14 protein-coding genes, 1 tRNA gene and 1 pseudogene are annotated in these 17,955 nt (G+C 60.7%); 7 read left to right on the top strand and 9 right to left on the bottom strand.

Annotated features, from left to right (window positions below; all coding sequences use genetic code 11):
• The 4 genes and pseudogenes from E1N52_RS27190 to E1N52_RS27175 all read left to right on the top strand — a co-directional run.
• Window positions 1–530, top strand: a pseudogene (locus tag E1N52_RS27190) (radical SAM family heme chaperone HemW); the annotation flags it as partial.
• Between the two features lie 65 nt (window positions 531–595).
• A tRNA-Ser gene (locus E1N52_RS27185) sits at window positions 596–685 on the top strand.
• A gap of 103 nt (window positions 686–788) precedes the next feature.
• Window positions 789–2,522, top strand: a complete 1,734-nt coding sequence (locus tag E1N52_RS27180; protein ID WP_133185886.1) for a DUF6538 domain-containing protein — start codon at window positions 789–791, stop codon at window positions 2,520–2,522.
• Window positions 2,523–2,726: 204 nt separating this feature from the next.
• The gene (locus E1N52_RS27175; RefSeq protein WP_133185885.1) at window positions 2,727–2,957 is read left to right on the top strand and encodes a hypothetical protein; all 231 of its coding nucleotides are present in this window, start codon (window positions 2,727–2,729) and stop codon (window positions 2,955–2,957) included.
• 157 nt (window positions 2,958–3,114) lie between these two features.
• Here E1N52_RS27175 and E1N52_RS27170 read toward each other — a convergent pair whose 3' ends face one another.
• Window positions 3,115–3,462, bottom strand: coding sequence for a helix-turn-helix domain-containing protein (locus tag E1N52_RS27170; RefSeq protein WP_133185891.1), 348 nt, complete (start codon window positions 3,460–3,462; stop codon window positions 3,115–3,117).
• Between the two features lie 190 nt (window positions 3,463–3,652).
• Here E1N52_RS27170 and E1N52_RS27165 point away from each other — a divergent pair, with 190 nt between their 5' ends.
• Together E1N52_RS27165 and E1N52_RS27160 are read left to right on the top strand one after the other, a co-directional pair.
• Window positions 3,653–4,036: a hypothetical protein gene (locus tag E1N52_RS27165; protein ID WP_133185884.1), complete on the top strand. Its 384-nt coding sequence runs from the start codon at window positions 3,653–3,655 to the stop codon at window positions 4,034–4,036.
• Between the two features lie 863 nt (window positions 4,037–4,899).
• Window positions 4,900–6,693, top strand: a complete 1,794-nt coding sequence (locus E1N52_RS27160) for a sensor domain-containing diguanylate cyclase (protein WP_165979451.1) — start codon at window positions 4,900–4,902, stop codon at window positions 6,691–6,693.
• 300 nt (window positions 6,694–6,993) lie between these two features.
• Here the strand turns inward: E1N52_RS27160 and E1N52_RS27155 are convergent, their stop codons facing one another.
• The 5 genes from E1N52_RS27155 to E1N52_RS27135 form a co-directional block, all read right to left on the bottom strand.
• Window positions 6,994–8,088 (bottom strand): DUF4238 domain-containing protein, encoded by a 1,095-nt coding sequence (locus E1N52_RS27155; protein ID WP_133185882.1) that lies wholly within the window; start codon window positions 8,086–8,088, stop codon window positions 6,994–6,996.
• A gap of 290 nt (window positions 8,089–8,378) precedes the next feature.
• Window positions 8,379–11,516 carry a type I restriction endonuclease subunit R gene (locus E1N52_RS27150; RefSeq protein ID WP_133185881.1) on the bottom strand — a complete coding sequence of 1,046 codons (3,138 nt, stop codon included), beginning with the start codon at window positions 11,514–11,516 and terminating at the stop codon, window positions 8,379–8,381.
• The gene (locus E1N52_RS27145; protein ID WP_246089230.1) at window positions 11,513–12,793 is read right to left on the bottom strand and encodes a restriction endonuclease subunit S; all 1,281 of its coding nucleotides are present in this window, start codon (window positions 12,791–12,793) and stop codon (window positions 11,513–11,515) included. Before E1N52_RS27145 ends, E1N52_RS27150 begins: the two co-directional genes overlap by 4 nt.
• 28 nt (window positions 12,794–12,821) lie before the next feature.
• A complete protein-coding gene (locus E1N52_RS27140; RefSeq protein WP_133185880.1) occupies window positions 12,822–14,408 on the bottom strand; it encodes a type I restriction-modification system subunit M in 1,587 nt (528 codons plus the stop codon).
• A gap of 559 nt (window positions 14,409–14,967) precedes the next feature.
• Window positions 14,968–15,411, bottom strand: a complete 444-nt coding sequence (locus E1N52_RS27135; RefSeq protein WP_133185879.1) for a hypothetical protein — start codon at window positions 15,409–15,411, stop codon at window positions 14,968–14,970.
• An 808-nt stretch (window positions 15,412–16,219) separates the two neighbouring features.
• Here E1N52_RS27135 and E1N52_RS27130 point away from each other — a divergent pair.
• Window positions 16,220–16,726 carry a RuvC family protein gene (locus E1N52_RS27130; protein WP_133185878.1) on the top strand — a complete coding sequence of 169 codons (507 nt, stop codon included), beginning with the start codon at window positions 16,220–16,222 and terminating at the stop codon, window positions 16,724–16,726.
• 40 nt (window positions 16,727–16,766) lie between these two features.
• On the opposite strand, the gene E1N52_RS27125 is transcribed toward E1N52_RS27130, so the two are convergent.
• The 3 genes from E1N52_RS27125 to E1N52_RS27115 form a co-directional block, all read right to left on the bottom strand.
• Window positions 16,767–17,024, bottom strand: coding sequence for a hypothetical protein (locus tag E1N52_RS27125; RefSeq protein WP_133185877.1), 258 nt, complete (start codon window positions 17,022–17,024; stop codon window positions 16,767–16,769).
• A gap of 79 nt (window positions 17,025–17,103) precedes the next feature.
• Entirely contained in the window at window positions 17,104–17,535 is a 432-nt protein-coding gene (locus E1N52_RS27120) for a hypothetical protein (RefSeq protein ID WP_133185876.1), read from the bottom strand.
• A complete protein-coding gene (locus E1N52_RS27115) occupies window positions 17,528–17,944 on the bottom strand; it encodes a hypothetical protein (RefSeq protein ID WP_133185875.1) in 417 nt (138 codons plus the stop codon). Before E1N52_RS27115 ends, E1N52_RS27120 begins: the two co-directional genes overlap by 8 nt.
• Between the last annotated feature and the right edge of the window lie 11 nt (window positions 17,945–17,955).

Raw genomic sequence — 17,955 nt, 5'->3', positions numbered from 1 at the left:
CGCCCGCCCTGCCCGACGACGACCAGTCCGCGGACATGCAGGACTGGATTCACGAGCGCACATCGGGCGCGGGATACGGACGCTATGAGGTTTCGGCTTACGCACAGCCGGATCGGCAATGCCGGCATAACCTCAATTACTGGCGCTTCGGCGACTACCTCGGGATCGGCGCGGGCGCGCATACGAAGCTCTCGTTTCCGAACCGCATCGTGCGCCAGGCGCGCTACAAGCATCCGGCGACCTTTATCGAGCAGGCGCGGGCGGGCACGCCGGTCCAGGAGGAGCACGAAGTCAGCGCGCGCGATTTGCCGTTCGAGTTCATGCTCAATGCGCTGCGGCTCGTGGAAGGCTTTCCTGTGCATCGCTTCATCGAGCGCACGGGACTGCCGATCACGACGATCGAACCCGCGCTTCAGGAGGCCGAGCGGCGCGGACTTATCACGCGCGATTACGAAAAAATCGCGCCGACCGAGTTGGGGCAGCGGTTCCTGAACGATCTGCAGGCGCTGTTCCTCAAGGACCCGCACTGAGGTCGACGCGGATCGACTGGGCGACTGCCGCCGCGTGTACGTTTCGGGTTACAATGCGCGGCTCCGGAGGTGTGGCAGAGTGGTTGAATGCACCGGTCTTGAAAACCGGCGAAGGGGTAACCCTTCCGTGAGTTCGAATCTCACCGCCTCCGCCAGCCCCACCCAAGGCGTTGATTTTTCGTATAATCCTGCTCTTTCAACGGGTTAGGATTGCGAGGTGTGCCGGTCATGTGTGCCGATACCATACGAAAAAACGACGTGTCCGTCCAGCTGATTCCCCACCCGAGCGGCCGCAGCCGCAACTGGTACGTGCGCATTTATGTGCCAGTCGAAGTTCAGGACCTCGTCGGCCAGGAAGAGGTCCGCCGTTCCACCCGCACCGCCAACCGCACCGAGGCACTGGCCGTTGGTGCCAGCATCGAGGCGAAGCTGCGCGCCGAGTGGAGACAACTCGCGAAGACGAAAGCGAACGCCCACGCCCCTCGCGACAAACCCCTCCCTCTCACGCCGGCGGCCATCGAACGCATCTGCGCATCGCGCCTGGCCGACTGGGCCATGACCGACGACGACCGCGTAACCATTGGCATAGACGACGAGGACGAGGCTAAAAGCAAGCAGCACAGCGCGACTGTTAGTGATGACATGCGCTCCGTTCTGGCCCGAGGGCCCAAGTCGCCTGACTGGAATCACGTTGCCGAAATGGCAACGGAATACGCGGAAGACATGGGCCACCGCGTCGCGCCGGGTGACCCGCTACTGCCCCAGTTCGTGCGGGCCTTCGCCCAGGCTGAAAGGACAGCCCAGGAGGTCATTGCCACCCGCAATGACGGCAGGGACGCGTCCTTTCCCGTGCCCGACGCACCGGGCGAAAAGCTGTCGGTGATGATTGACGCCTACGAGACGCATCGCAAGGGCGTGGTCGACCCGAAAACCGTATCGAAAAGCGTCTCCATCTGGCGTCGCCTCATTGCGTTCCTCGGCGACGTCGCACTCGATGACGTGACGTCCAACGACATCTACCGGTTTTTCCACGACCGCCTGCATGCGCAGACCGATAACTGGTCGCAGGGTTACGTGGATGGACATGCGAAGCGCGCATTGCGCGAATTCTTTGCCCTTGCGCGCACGCAGGGGCGCGCGCACTCGGAGAATCCGCTTGACCGCCTCGAAACCACGCCGAAGCTGCCGAAAAAGGAGCAGGAGAAGCGCCTCAAGCCGCGCCATCCATTTACCACCGAACAACTCAATACGCTGTTCGCTTCGGCATGGTACGACCTGGAGAACAACTACCTGCGCGGCAAGATGACGACCGACCTCGCGGGACGCTACTGGTGCCCCCTCATCTCGACCTGCCACGGCCTGCGTGTGCGCGAAGTCGTCCAGCTCGTCAACAGCGACTTCCTCTTTGTTGACGACGTCCTGCTGGTCACCTTCCAGACCGAGCTGACCGGTAACGATGAAGATGAAGACGACGACGCCCTGCCCGAACGCAAGCTCAAAAATACGGCTGCCCGCCGCACCATTCCGGTCCATCCCAGGCTGTGCAATCTGGGACTCGCCGATTTCGTGCGCCTCATGCAGACGCAGCACCCGCCGGGAACACCCATGTTTCCGTCAGCCATCCCTGAACCGGGAGGCAAGAACCCCGTGTGGGGGCGAGCCTATGAACAGGCGTTCCTGCGGCACGTGCGGGACAAACTCGGTTTTGGTTCAGGTTACGGAAATCACAGCTTCCGCCACCAGCTGGAAGACCGCGTACGCGACGCGCAGGTCACCCACGGCGCATGGCCAGCAGGGCTGGGCGAGTTCCTGACCGGACGACACCTGCCTCGCGCAGCGGACCGCAGCATTTTCCGCGAGCAGAGCAGCGCCATCGAGTACGGCGATGGCTACTCGCCCGCCCGCATCCTGCGCTTTGTCGACCAAATCGGGCTCGAGGGGGTGGTCTTTCCGCCTCCGTACGCAAAATGGCTTGCTCGCGAGGCGGCATGACGTTCCTGCCACGTGGTGAAAACCACTCCCATGATTGGCCGGTCCGGTAGGCAACACCCGCTCCACCTGACGCACGCGGCGTGCTGCGTGCGTCCCCTCTGCTTCCCCCGGGCAGCCCATATTCCGGTCGCATGCAAACGGGCGCAACTTCTCGTCGCTATACGTCTTGAGCAACCGCTCAAAACATAGCAACGACGAGGACACATGTACTTCAAAGGCTTGATTGCACACAGCGACATCGAGAGCGAAGCAATATATTTAGCCGCCGCCGACTTTCATCTTGCGCGACAAGGCGCGCAACTCGCCTACCCGAATTCGCGGCTGGTCTGGCTCTTCCCCATCGACGAAAACGATGTTCCTGGACATCTGAGAGGGGCCCGTGAAGAACCCGCTGGACGCGAGCTGCTCGACATCTCGCGGGCACAGGAACCCTGATGATTCCACGAGCCGCGCCTCTACGGGGGAGCGGCTCCTTTTACTGCCGAGAACGGTTCCTGCGCAGTAACGCGCCCAACAGCCGGCCAGAGCATTGACCCCGGCGAGACAGCGCCCCCACAACTGAATCGCACGGGCCGTCGCCCGCCATCGCCCTCTACCGCTTCTTCGACAACCGCTCGCACATCTCCGTCACCCAGCGCCGGACGAAATCACGGTCAGCATCGCCGAGCTTCGTCAGCATGCCCGCAATGTCTGCCGCTTCATCGGCTGCGCGATTCGTCGTCCCGCGCAAAAGCGCATCCAGAGGCAGCCCGAAGATGTCCGCGAGCTGAATCAGACGGGGCAACGGCGGTAAGGTGAGCCCGCGCTCGAAGCGGCTGATGGTTTCCTGCTCGACGCCCAACATTTCAGCAAGGCGTTCCTGGGTCAGCTCACGGGCAAGCCGCTCCTGCGCAATCGCCTTTCCCACCTTCTTTGCCACCTTCTCCGTCTGCGTCGCCATATCCACGTGCATTGTCGTAAAACGACATGCAGTGTCGTGCTAGCGCGCAACCAATGTAACGACGCAAAATGTGGCAATCCATTATATTATGAATACAAAGACCCGCGAGGTCTGCCCGAGCCCTTACCAGCGCGGCGTGAACCAATAAGCCAACACAATAACGAACCCCCGCTACACTCAAGGACACACCATGCGATACGCGATGCGTAAAGCCGTTATCCGGTTCATTTTTCTGGAACTTCTCACCGTCATCGTCTTTTCCGCCATAGCCTACAGCGCCGATAACGATATCGACTGGCTGCCCAGATTCGTGTCAGAACTCGGAGACCTCTACCGGGCCACCTGGTTTCCCCATGCATTCTTGGTGCTATTCGACGTGCTTCACAAATTTTTAAAGAGTTACTGTGGCCCTCTCCCCTCAGGTTCGTCCTCGAGTGGAGATGACGACACCGGTACGCGTCGGCAATTTGACGACTGGCCCGACAACCGGCCGGAATTCAACACCAACGGTAGCATCATGCATACGTTCGGCACGGATGCAACCGGACATATAAGGGGTGACACCCATCTATAAAAAGACAGGAGTAGGTCGAGCCTAAGACCTGAACACGATGATGTCGAACTAGCAGGGCAATCGTTCTCCGGCAACATGCGGGAGGACATCGCAGACATGAGCGTTCAGCAAAAACGCTTCGGCGAGCCTCGACCGAAACGACAAGCAACTCCCTGATGAGCGCCAACCGGTAACTTATGTATCTCAAGTTCAAACATTCCGTCCTGACCGCAGCAATGTTCATCACCGTCGGTAGCGCATACGCTTCAGTGCAATAACAGGAGTCAGGACCGACGTCGCCCATATTGGATGGGAAAACCACGCGGCTTTGCGACCGCACCAATGGTGTAAAGCCTGACTTTCGCTCGTCTCCAGGGATGCGTAGAAATACCGCCGACAGTTATCCCCAGTTTTTGTCGATAAGGCTGTTGACAAGCTGCGGGCATGCGACGTAAGTGCTTGACGAAGCAACGTTAAGTCTCCCTGTCACCAGCAGCGCGCACGCACGCGAGGTCAATCGAGACCACGGCCTCGACGCAACGACACGATAGCGACCCGGCGCTCCCACGCGCGTCACGTTGACTTCCAGCCCCCGCACTCCGGCAATTGAAGCGGCAACCAGACTACCGTCGGCACACCCTAAAGTTTGGCGTACCCGAGCCGATAAGCGTATCCGTGAGGGTGGCATTGCGCCTTGTTCCGTGCGCCTACGAGTCGTGCCGGGTTGCCGACACGTCCGTAGTAAGACCGCTACAAAATAAATGCTGAGGGGAAAAAAAATGGGGACTCCGGCTGCTCACCGCTCGCCCAACTTGCGGGCAGCCTCGCCGACATCGCGTTTTGCTGGACGACTCGGCGATGCCAGGCAATTGGCGCTCACGACGATGGTGACCACGCTCACCTGTCTGGCCAGCGGCGCGCTCAAGACCATGGCGGGCGAAATCGCGCCGATATGGTTCACCAACGCCGTGCTGCTATCACAGTTGATGGTCGTATCGGGGCGACGGCGGTGCTGGGTGCTCGCAGGCGGCGTGCTCGGAAATCTCTCTGCCAACCTGTATGTAGGCGAAAGCTTCGGCGTGTCCGGCTCCTATTCGTCCGCCGACATCGTCGAAGTGCTGATAGCGTTTGCCTTCGCTCCGCGCGTATCCACTGTCTCGGAACTGGTCCGGCCGAAAGCACTCATGCGATTCGTCGCGGGCGGAGTGGTGCTTGCACCCGTCGTGTCGGGCGTCCTCGCGACGACTCTGCTACGCGGACAGTTGAGCGGCAAAATTCTGCCGGACCTCGCCAACTGGTTCATCTCGGATGCCCTGAGTCTGGCCATCTTCACACCGGCTGCCCTGGTGTTCTGGACCGGTGAAGTGGCGCAACTGCTGCGTGCCGACCGTCGCTGGAAAACAGCGTTCCTGTTGCTGCTGGTCTGCATCGTCACAGCTGGCGTCTTTGGCCAAAGCAAGCTTCCGCTGCTGTACTGGGCGCTACCGCCCATCGTACTGCTGGCGTTTCAGGCGGACCTCGCGGGTGTCATGGTCGGCCTGCTGCTGTGTCTGGCAATAGCCGTATCGTTCACCATGCGCGGGTTCGGCCCGCTGTGGGTCTTTCCCTACGAAACGATGCAAGGCCGCATCTTCGGTTTGCAGCTTTTTCTGGTGGCAGCCCTTGGCATCGCCCTGCCCATTAGCGCGACCCAAGCCCAGCGAAACCGGCTCTTCACGATGCTGCGTGACGGCGAACGTCGATACCGGATACTCGCAGAAAACGCGACTGATATCGTCATGAGTCTGGACCTGGAAGGCAGACTGACCTATGTGTCGCCACGCGTGACGGCGCTGCTGGGCCAGCCTGCCGGCGACCTCATCGGGATGCACCTCGCCGGGCTGGCCTTGCCCGAAGACCGCGCGGCACTGGCAGCCGCTGTTGGAATAGTGGCCGGCGGCGAGACGGAAGCTTCACAAGCCAGTCGCGTCAGTTGCTCGAACGGCAATACCCTGTGGATGGAAACGCAACTGCGCTGCGTCATTGACGCATTCTCAGGCAAACCGGAATCCCTCACGGCCACGCTCCGCGACATTACTGAACGGATGATGACCGAGCAGCGCGTCGCCGACGAGCGCGCGGAGTTGCAGGGGCTCGCATTCCGCGATGGACTGACCGGACTATTTAACCGCCGTCACTTCGACCGCGAGCTGGGTCGTCATTGGCAACAGGATGCGCGAGCAGACACGCGCGGGTGTCTGGCGGTCATCATGTGCGACGTGGACGCCTACAAGAGCTATAACGACCACTATGGCCATCAGCGCGGCGACGAGTGCCTGTGCGCGATTGCCCGGACCATCGCCGCTTCGGCGACGCGCGCGACTGACATGGTGGCCCGATATGGTGGTGAGGAGTTTGCGTTGATACTGCGCGATACCGACCTGCCGGGTGCCGCAGTGGTGGCCGAGCGCATCAGGGAAAGCGTCGAAAGCCTGCGCATTCCGCATGAAGCATGCGGTACTGGCATTGTTACCATCAGCCTGGGCGTGGCGGCAATGAAGACACGCGAAGGCTGCGACCCGACGGCGCTCGTCGCTGCCGCAGACAGGGCGCTCTATGCCGCCAAGCGGCAAGGCCGGAACCGCACCTGTCTGGCTGATTTCGATGACGCACGACCTGAGGACATCGAGGCGCAATAACCAGGTCGTGAGCAACGCCGTACTGGATTTGGGGATGACTGACAAGGCCGTCGCATGAGACTGGCACTAGCAAGTCTGGGTGTCCTGCCCGGCCGTCGCCTTGCCTAGACCCGCGTAGGATTTGATTGAGCTGTCGATAATGGATGTGACCTGGAGCGTCGAGACCACCGTCAGGTTGTTTTGAGTGGGGCCAGGTCAGACTGACCGGTCTTGAACCATTGACGACACCCGTCCCAAGTCCGCAGAATGACGGGGAAAAGCTTCGAGGCACTCCACTCTTCTCCGGCCCATCAACCCAGTCTACCAGGCGCGCTCCTTCCTGAAGGGATTGATGCTGTCGGGTGCCAACGCGTGGCGCTCACGGACGTAGTTCACAGCAGTGCCATTGGCGTAGACAGCACCCGGTTTGCGCGAGCGAAGCAAACTCGGCCAGCGCGTCGGTTTAGGGTGCAGCGTCTGGAGATGGAGTAGCGCTTCGCCTTTGCGCGTGGAATCATCGGCCTCGGTCACAACGAAGCGGACATAGCCCTCGTGTTCGCTCTCAGGAACCGCGTAGTTCAACTTGTGCCGCACAGCAAGCCGGTGGTGCGCACAATCAGCGTACTGCGACCTGGCGTCCTCTTCTGACGCTGTTTCTGGGAGGTAAAGATTGGCGAAGCAATTGAGGATTTGATGCTGGTTTAGAGCTCTCACGTCGCCGGCATTCCGAACCTGGACCCAACCGTGCTCGTGCTGAACGCTATATACGTCGCCATCGTATGCGAGGCAGAGTATCTCCGGCGTCAATGGCAGTAACGTAATGAGGCCGGAAGCATTGATGCCAAAGGAACAGCCAACAGTCCGACGGTCTTCGAGGTACCAGCGGTTTGACGCTATGGCTGGGTCATCCGATGTGACAAACGGAATACCGGTCCGATTTTTGAGGAGGCATACCTTGAGGTCATCAATGATTGGGGCTGCCTCCGCCACTGCGTCCATTGCCATCAGCACTGCCTCTTTGATGCCAAAAGCAAATGACAATGACCCGCCGCCTATGACTGACTCAGCCTCCGCAACCTCTTCTACAGAGCGCCTCGACGCTGCTTCCGTACGAAGGTGTTGGACGAGCCAGAAGTAACGTAGGAAACACTTATCTTCATTGTCGAGAGAATATCCAGGGCCACGAATCTTGCGGAGTAAGGAAGCATACGCACTTTCACACGATTGAATTGCTTCTTCAAGTGTTGGGTCCTGGCCATAGAAGTACGAGCCAGAGCATTGATTCTTGACAGGAGCTGTGGGGACAAACCGTTTCCGGTCAATATTGAAAAGCTTAATGGTGGCGTTACCCTCATCCCTCGTAAAAGGCTTGAGATAGCAACGAGGAACCAAATGTTGGTTCTTATTCGTGGCCATGTCAGAGGACCTGCTCTGAGCCAAGCAAAGACGGTATGGAGTACGGAAGTTTCCTTGCCTCTCGTCGTCCGATGGAACATTTCATTCGAACCGGCCATGGGCGCATGACGTCGAGGTAAGGCCAAAGCCTTCGCGTGAGACAAACACCAGCAAGGCTGGATGTCCTGCCAGTCCGTCGCATTCCCTTACTCGCGCAGCGCTCGATTGACCGGTTGACAAAGGATGTTACGTGGAGCTTCGAGGCCATCATCGCGTCGTCCTGTGTGACGGCGTAACGGTCCGCCGGCAATTCAGGTAATCCAATCCGCCGACAGCGATGCCGCCTGCCGGAGCACCGTGTCCGTCGCTTCCTCCTGCCGGTCCGGCGGGTACTTGTAGCGCCTGAGAAGCGTCTTGACCATCACGCGCAGTTTCGCGCGCACCGTCTCGCGCGTCGCCCAGTCGACTGTCACCGAATCGCGCAGCCTGACGACCAGCTCGACCGCGATTTTCTTCAGCGTTTCGTCGCCGAGTTCGCGCACTGCCGATTCGTTGGTCGCCAGCGCGTCGTAGAATGCCGTCTCGTCGGGACTCAGGCCCAGGTGCAGGCCCCGCTGGGCCGCTTCCTGGAACTTCTTCGCCATCTCGATGAGTTCCTCGATAACCTGCGCGGTTTCGACCGCACGGTTGCGGTATCGCGTCAGGCTCTGTTGCAGCAGTTCGGAGAACTTCGCGCTTTGTACGACGTTCGTCTTGAAGCGCGATTTGATTTCGCCTTTCAGCAGCCGTTCCAGTAGCTCCACAGCGAGGTTGCGCTCCTTCATGTGGCGCACGTCTTCGAGGAACTCGTCCGACAGCAGGCCGATGTCCGGGCGCTTCAGGCCCGCCGCCGAAAAGATGTCGATGACCTGGTCGCTGACCACCGCGCGGCTGATAATCTGACGCAACGCATGCTCCTTCTGCTCGTCGGTGAGCACCCTGTCGACGCCACCGTGCTTGGTCAACGCGGCCTTCACGGCCTGCAGGAACGCCAGCTCGTCGCGATGCACCAGTGCCTCGTTAAGCGTGCAGCACAGAGCAAACGCCTTGCTCGCTGCGAGCACCGTATCCGCGAAGCGTTTCTTGCCGTCGTCGAGACCGAGCACGTGGTCGGCCACCGACGGCAGCAGCTTCCATGCATTGCTGCGGAATCCGCTGTAATCGACGCCGTGCAGCATGTCATGCAGCACGTCCATCTTTTCTTCAAGAACTGCCAGCGCATCGTGCGCGTCGATGGTCGGCCTGCCGCGCCCCTTCGCCTGCGTGTAGGTTGCCAACGCCGCCTTCAGCTCGTTGGCGATGCCGATGTAGTCCACCACCAGCCCGCCGGGCTTGTCCCTGAAGACGCGGTTCACCCGCGCGATGGCCTGCATCAGGTTGTGGCCGCGCATCGGCTTGTCCACGTACATCGTGTGCAGGCACGGCGCGTCGAAGCCGGTCAGCCACATGTCGCGCACGATGACGAGCTTCAGCGGGTCATCAGGATTCTTGTAGCGCGTTTCGAGGCGCTTGCGGACGTCCTTCGGGTGAACGTGCGGTTTCAACAGCGCCTTGTCGGAGGCAGAGCCCGTCATCACAATCTTGATAGCACCCTGCATCGGGTCGTCGCTGTGCCATTCGGGGCGCAGCGCAACGATGGCGTTATACAGGTGCACGCAGATTTCGCGGCTCATCGCGACAATCATCGCCTTGCCGTCCATCGCCGACAGCCGGTTCTCGAAGTGCGCGACGACGTCGGCCGCAACCTTCTGGACGCGGGGCGGTGCACCGACCAGCTTTTCCAGCGCGGCCCAGCGGCGCAGTGCGGCGACCTTCGCCTCGTCGCTTTCCTCGCCCTCGGTCAGTTCGTCCACCTCGCTGTCCAGCGAAGACACGTCGGCTTCCTTCAGCTCCAGCGTTGCGAGTCGGCTTTCGTAGTAGATGGGCACGGTCGCCCCGTCCCTGACGGCCTGCTCGATGTCGTAGACGTGCACGTAGTCGCCGAACACGGCGCGCGTGTCGCGGTCATCGAGCGAGACAGGCGTGCCGGTAAACGCAACGAAGGTGGCACCCGGCAGGGCGTCGCGCAGGTACTGCGCATAGCCGTAGCGCACCGCGCTTGAGGCGGCGGGCCTGCCCGCCTGCGCATTGGCGTCCGCGCCGGGCAGCCGCGCGTCGAAACCGTATTGGCTGCGGTGCGCCTCGTCGCAGATGACGACGATGTTGGAGCGGTCGGAGAGCACCGGAAAGGCATCCTCATCCTCGCCTGGCGTGAACTTCTGGATGGTCGTAAAGATGATGCCGCCGGATGGGCGGTTGGCGAGCAGCCGGCGCAGCTCGGGGCGCGTGGCGGCCTGCACGGGCGTTTCGCGCAGCAGTTCGCTCGCCGCCGCAAAGACGCCGAAGAGCTGGTTGTCGAGGTCGTTGCGGTCGTTGACAACCACGAGCGTGGGGTTGCCCATGCGCGGATGGGCCATCAGCGCGCCGGCGAGGCACGTCATCTCGATGCTCTTGCCCGCGCCCTGCGTGTGCCACACGACGCCGCCCTTGCGGGAGCCTCCCGGGACCGATGCCTCCAGCACGCTTTGCACTGCTGCCCGCACGGCGTGAAACTGGTGGTAACCCGCAATCTTCTTGATGACGCGCCCGTCGTCCTCGAACAGGATGAAGTGGTGCAGGTAGTCGAGCAGCAGGTCGCGCTGGAAGAGGCCGAGCGTCAGCGTTTCCAGCTCGCGCATCGGGCCGAGCGGGTCAGTCGTCACCCCGTCGATGGTGCGCCACGCCATGAAGCGCTCGCGGTTCGCGGTCAGCGAGCCCATGCGCGCGTTGGTGCCGTCGGAGATGACCTGAATCGCGTTCGCGTGGAAAAGGTCGGGGATGTCCTGCTGGTACGTCTGGAGCTGATTCCAGGCGGCCCAGATGTCGGCGTCCTCGTCACCGGGGTTCTTCAACTCCACGACGACGAGTGGCAGCCCGTTGACAAACAGCACCACGTCGGGACGGCGCGGCTGCTTCGGCCCCTGCACGGTGAACTGGTTGACGGCCAGCCAGTCGTTCGCGGCGATGTCGGTGAAATCGACCAGCCGCACGCGGTCGCCGCGCGTCTCGCCGTCTTTCTGGAACTCGACCGGCACGCCATCGACCAGCCAGCGGTAGAGTTGACGGTTGACGTTGACGAGGCCAGGCACGTTGGGATTGAGGACGTGGCGCAGGGCGTCGTCGCGGGCACCGGGCGGAATGTGCGGATTGAGGCGTGCGATGGCATCAGTGAGACGATGGCGCAGCACCACGTCGCGGTAGCTGTCGCGCTCCGTGCCCAGGGTCTTGGCGTCCGGAGGGGATATATCGGGGCCGTGGGCAATTTGCCAGCCGAGGGTGGCCAGCCATTCGAGCATGGCCTGTTCAACATCGTCTTCGCTGACGCCGCTCATGCCGTGGCCTCGTTCAATTGCGCCTCGGCTTCGGGGAGGCGGAGCTTGCCGGAGATGAGGCGAGGAAGCAGCGTATCGCGTAGCGCTGCGAGTTCTCGCGCCAGAAGCGAATTCGTGATACGCCGTTCAAGCAATGGACCAATGAATTCACCCAGCGCGCCAATCAAATCCGCAGGCGGTAACGCAATTCGAGCTTCCGTTAAATGCATACGCTGGATATGGCCCATCGTCGTCGCCTTGTGGGCAGCTATCTCCCGGAAACCTGGCAGGAAATGGCGGGTTGCCTGATAGTAGAACCACTTCGGCACATCTTTCGAAGACACCTTGAAGAGATGCTGATTGAGAGCCCCGTCTCCACCGCACCAAAATTCGACTTCAAGCGAACCCGACCACGAAAAAAGGACATCGCCGTCATGGACCACATATTCAGGCTTGAGGCGTGCACTCGCGCGGTCAGCGCCTGCGGTGTTCCCCGCGCGCAGTTGGGCAATTTTGATAACCGGCAGATACTCCTGCTCGCTTTCGGGCGGGAATTTTTGTAATGCAAGTCCGTTGAGGTAGTTTGCGAATGAGTCCAGACCGCGAACAGTCCACCCTCTCGGAATCTCCCCAAACGCCGACTCCTCGAACGCATCCGGAAACAGCGCAGCCGTTTCTGCCCCCATGCCTTCTGGCTCACGGCCTTCAGCCTTCGCGCGCACCGGGTCGAAGTCGATGAACCAGCTCTTGAACAGCGCCTGGGCGATGGATTCGAGCGTGGTGTTGGTTTGGCGCAGGAGGTCGATGCGGTCGTCAAGTGCGTCGCCTAGCTCACCGATACACCTTTGCACCGCGAATGGCGGCAACGTAATGCGCAAACGCCGCTGGTCGGAGAGACTCAGATACGGTGCCATATCGGTCGAACGACTCATTGCCGCCAATTGAGCCGAAAACTCATTACTCCGAGACCACGTTCGCAAGAAACCTTGATGGAGAACAGCGTCAGACTTTGAGCGCCAGTAGCTAAGGTGCGGCGAGTATACAAAAGCGGGCATATGCCCAGTGACGAACGCGACCCTCCCTGTCGAGTTTCCTTTTGTGGTTACAACTACATCGCCCGCACGAGCAATCTTTGGGCCAAATCGCTTTGCATCGAGGGTAACAAAGCGCTCAACACCATCAAAATCAATGTGAGTGTCGGTGACATGACCCGCGCGCAAAAAAATTAGTCCTGAACCACCGAGCTCGTCATTTTTTGCTCGATAGCCATCCCCGATTTCAAGCACGCCTTGTTCCATCAGGTCCCCGAAGGTCGGACTCGGCCAATCAGACCGCATACCCCACCTCCCCAAGCTTCTCCCGAATTACGGCATCCAACTCCGCGCCCTTCGCCAACTGCTCGGCAAGCTGCGCAGTCAACCGGTCCATCTTCTCGTTAAACGCCTCGTCGTCGTCCTCGGCTTCTTCGGCTCCGACATAGCGGCCAGGCGTGAGCACATGCCCGTGCTCGGCAATTTCGGCCAGCTTCACCGAGCGACAGAAGCCCGGTATATCGGCATAAGGCTCGTCGGTCCCATCCTCTCCATCGGCACGCCAGCGATGCACCGTCGTAGCAATCTTCGCGATGTCCACGTCATCAAACACGCGTACCACGCGCGTTTCCATCCGTCCGAGTTTGCGCGCGTCAATGAACAGCACTTCGCCGCGCCGGTCGCGCCCGCGCTTGCCGCCCGGCACCACCGCACCGCTCTTGTCCTTCGCGAGGAACCACAGGCACGCCGGAATCTGTGTGTTGAAGAAGAGCTGCGGCGGCAGCGCAACCATCACGTCCACGACATCGGCTTCGACCATCGCGCGGCGGATAGCCCCCTCATTGTTCTGGTTGCTACTCATGCTGCCGTTGGCAAGCACCACGCCCGCCTGACCACGCGGGCTCAGGTGATGCAGGATGTGCTGCAACCACGCGTAGTTCGCGTTGCCAGCCGGCGGCGCGCCGTAGACCCAGCGGCGGTCCTCGGCCAGCCGCTCGCCGCCCCAGTCGCTAATATTGAACGGCGGATTGGCAAGGACGTAATCGGCCCGCAGGTCAGGGTGCTGGTCGCGGTGAAACGAGTCGGCCGGCTCCTTCCCGAGGTCGGCAGCCAAACCACGAATCGCCAGGTTCATCGCCACCAGCCGCCAGGTAGTCGGGTTCGCTTCCTGACCGTAAATGCTGATGTCGTCCAACTTGCCGCCGTGTGCCTCGATGAACTTCTCGCTTTGCACGAACATGCCGCCTGAACCGCAGCAGGGGTCATAGACACGTCCCCGGTGCGGTGCCAGCACCCCAACGAGCACCTTCACGACGGACGCGGGCGTATAGAACTGTCCGCCCTTCTTGCCTTCGGCAGTAGCGAACTGCCCAAGGAAATACTCGTACACTTCGCCGAGCAGGTCCTTGGCGCGGTGTCCCTCACCGAAGCCAACGGTCGAAATCAGGTCCACCAGCTCGCCCAGGCGACCGGGTTCGAGCTGCGTGCGGCCAAAGCGCTTGTCGAGAATTCCCTTCAGACTCTCGTTATCCGCCTCGATGGCCTCCAGCGCGGCGTCAATCCGTACGCCGATGTCGGCCTGCTTGGCGTGCGCCCGAATGGCTTCCCAGCGTGCCACGGGCGGCACCCAGAACACGTTAGCCATCGTGTAATAGTCGCGCTCTTCCCACGCTTCCGTGCGGTCGGCTTCGTCCGGCAGGTAGAAGTCGTGGCCTTCGTCGGCGAACGCGGCGGCGAGCTGGGCACGGCGCTCGTCAAACGCATCCGAGATGTATTTGAGAAAAATCAGGCCGAGCACGATGTGCTTGTATTCGGCTGCGTCCATTGATGACCGCAGTTTGTCGGCTGCAGCCCAGAGGGTCTTTTTGAGGTCCTGGTTCATTTCATGTACTCGTAACAAGGCGCGCCCCCTGCACCGGAGGAGCTTTGTCGCAATTCTACTCGCGCCCCCGTGCCACGGCTCCATCAACGTCTTAACCTCCTTCCAGTTGTCGCGGCCTTTCAAGACTTTTGGGGCGACCGGCTTCCGTGGCAGGCCGTCTGGAGTCGCCGTCCTCCGGAACGCGCAATCACTGTGCATCACAGTCGAGCTCGCGCCGCGCAGTCACTCCATTAGTCATCGACGGAGCAACACCGCTCCGTCGTTTTGGTTTCCGGGTCTCGGCAATCGCCACCGATGGACAATTGCCCGCAAAATGACCATTACCTCAGGCGGCCATTAGCCCTGCCCCAAACCGGAAGCGATACAACTGATACCACTGCCGCGCTACCTCGCGCACACACAGCAACGCGAGCATGCGACGGGCATATCTCTCAGCCGGGCGCGGCGCGAATGCTCGACACAACCTGAAAAGGCCTCAGACAAAGCCCGCGCCGAAATCTCGGCGCGGGCCTCATGAATCAAACCAAAATCAAGCTTCGCCTCGGTGGGCGAGCCGCCTCTAGCACGACGGGTAGTAGATGAACTGATTCCTCTTCTTCAGCTGCTTCTTGAACCCCTTCGGCTCCGCCTCAGCGGGGCGGACTTTCACGAGCTCAGGTGGCAGGTGATGAATTGCCGTCCGGAAGTGGATGTCAGCCTGCGTATCTTCCGGATGAGGGTTGGCGAAATCGAGTTGCGAGAACGTGTACAGCGCGCACATCCACTCGGCCATTTCGGCGTCGAGCATGAATGAGAGCCAAGACGGAATCTCCTCCATCCTCAACGGAAAATCTGCGTCGAAGCCGGCTTTCTCGGTCTCGACGCGCACGCTGTACTCGTCCATCGCGAAGACTGCCGCTGCAATAGTCGCGGGATGAGTCGTGGCGAGCAAACGCGTTTCCCCATCGTGCAAATCACCAATCCAGAGGTTGTTGGAGTTCCGGTAAAACGTCAATTTCAGCATTTCTTGTGTCCTCAATTTGTCCTGTATGAACCGTATAGCAACCCGATGAGCGGGGCTTCGGTTCGAGCGATTGCGCCTGCGCAGGTCAGGAAGGCGCACGTCTTCAAGTGGTCGATTGGAATGAGAGGGCGTTGCCTGGCGCAGCAGCTCCACGGCGTGCCCTGCCGGCCTCGTCAGCGGGTGAATCCGGATGCGGCCCAGGATTCAGCTTCTAAAGCGGAAAGGGCTTCGCGGACCGGAACCCAGCGCGGGCCAGCGGGTGTGTGTATCGCCACCGACAGCCGGTAGGCTTCGAGGGCAATGCCAACGTACGCGCCGAGTCGGCCGCGAAACGGCCTGCTGGCCCAGATGACCTTGCGGCTCGGGCTAGTTGGGAGATTGCTACGGCGGGATTTTCTGCTAGATGCGGAGCTCTGGTTCATGTGTACCTCTGCGCTGTGCGCGAACGAATCCATCAGGCCGGCGACGGTGTCGCTCGGGGCTTAAAAGGATTCGCTGCAAGCAGCGAGGTAGCAGAGCTCGCGTAGGTGTGGCGAGCGCGACAAAGATAACTGACCAGTGAGGCTATCGTCAAGAGGTGGTCGAACCACGGTTCTCGCGGTACGGCAACACGGGTGCGCCAGCTGTCTCCGGATAGCACCATTAGAAAGCCTCACGAACAATACCGGGCCGCTTGGCCAGAACATCACCCGGGTACCTTGCCACGTCGTCGGCTCAGGACCCGAACTAATGCCCGGTAGGAAGACCGCCTCGACTACTGCGTTCGCCCAACGAGTTCCTATACGGGGAAAAGCTCCTGTGAATACGAATGCCAACCTATCCCTCCAACCGCCTCTCCCAGACTCCGCGCTTTGAGCGATACCTCGCCGTTGACCCCGGTCGCAAAGGTGCCATCGCAGTGCTCAATGCGTCCGGCGCGCTCATCAGACTGGAAAACGCTGGGAGTGTGGAGGTGCTAGGTGCCGAAGCCGTCAGTCAAGTGCTTCGAGAGGAAGCGACGCACGGCGCAGTGGCTGTTGCCATCGAGCGTCCGCTGGCATTCCGAATTGACAACGCGGCGTCGCTTGTGACGCTCAGTCTCGCCGCCGGCAGCGCCTATGGTGCGGCTGTGGCGCTCGGTGCGTTGGTCGAGTTCCCTACTGCATCCGTTTGGAAGCGCAGTCTCGGCGTAACGGCAGACAAGACGACAAGTCGCAAGCGAGCACAGGAACTGTTCGGCGACAGGATTCCATCACGCTGCCGCATCGACAAGTGCGAAGCGGCGTTAATGGCGTACTGGCTTTATCGTCGCCACCAGCCCAACAAGGCGACATGATGCGAACGGAATCCAGGTGACCCGGAATGGCTGCCGGCACTCAATCGCCAAAACGCGACAAAGCAACGGGTATACCAACAAGCCCGTGGCGGAACCCGTCCTGCATTGCGCCTTCCCGACTAAGCATTTGCGCGATTTCCGCGTCTGACCCAAACTCCTTGCCGTGGTAACAACGCCGCAGGCCGTACCGATATCCGTGGAGATAGTCAATTTCATCCTGATTGGTGGCGCTCTCGCTCAGCATTTCGGCGGCGTTCATGCACTTGCGAAACTGCTGCTCGCCAATTGTTCTGCTCATGGTTCGAATTCCTCGTAGGTCTCCTGGCAACAGGATTTTTTCGGTTATTAAGTGAAACGATTCATTCGGGTCGATGTAACTATCGAACCTCGTCAATGACCGAGCAGACCGCGAGGAATCGAGTCATGTCGATTCCCATCGCGGCCAGCTGGGCACGTCGCTCCTCGCGCTCCTTCTTCAGGCATGGGCGCGCAGCGTTGTGTGCGCTCACGTAGCGCGAACGGCAGTACCAACGCAGCGCTTTCACGATGCTCCGTCGTACATCAAGGCCACCGCCGTCCACGACGACGCTGTATGCGCTGGCGCTGCGGACCAGTCGAATCCCATAGCGGGCGAAGGCAGCCTCCAGCACGGAGTCATCAAACTCCCTTGCGCGCGCAGCTTTCTCAAGCACCTTCAGACCCGTGCGGCGTGCACGATACGCCGCCTGACGGACGGCTTTCGTCGCTCCGTGCAAGCGCGGCTCCTCTGTAATTTTCGCCGCGATGGCGACGAACGCGGCGTCATTCATTGCTCAACGTGGTGGTAGTCAGCACAACCTGCAGCGCGCTGGGGCTTTCACCACCGTCGCCTGGACTATCTCCCCACACGGCCTTAAGTTCGCCATACCACGCGAGCAAGGTATCGTAATTCGGCATCTCAAGCTTGAGCACCCTGAGCCCTTTCCTCACCACCTCGTCGCCGTACCGGCCGTATTCCATGAGGACGGTGTCGTCGTGAATCCGCACAACATGCCCGGGTTCATCGTCGTAGTGCACGTATGGACACTCTTTGACGAGCGTCCGGAAAATGCGCTCGAACGTGTCGAAGTCGCGATAGGTCTCCGGGTCACCAAATTCGTTGTACCCCTCTACACACCGTCCATTCCAATCGCCGCCAATGACACAGACGCGAGTAAGGTCAATCGAAGCAATATCCATTCATTCTCCTC

Origin of the sequence: Paraburkholderia guartelaensis (assembly GCF_004353905.1) — a bacterium.
Taxonomy (GTDB): domain Bacteria; phylum Pseudomonadota; class Gammaproteobacteria; order Burkholderiales; family Burkholderiaceae; genus Paraburkholderia; species Paraburkholderia guartelaensis.
This window is presented reverse-complemented; position numbering and strand designations above follow the sequence as displayed.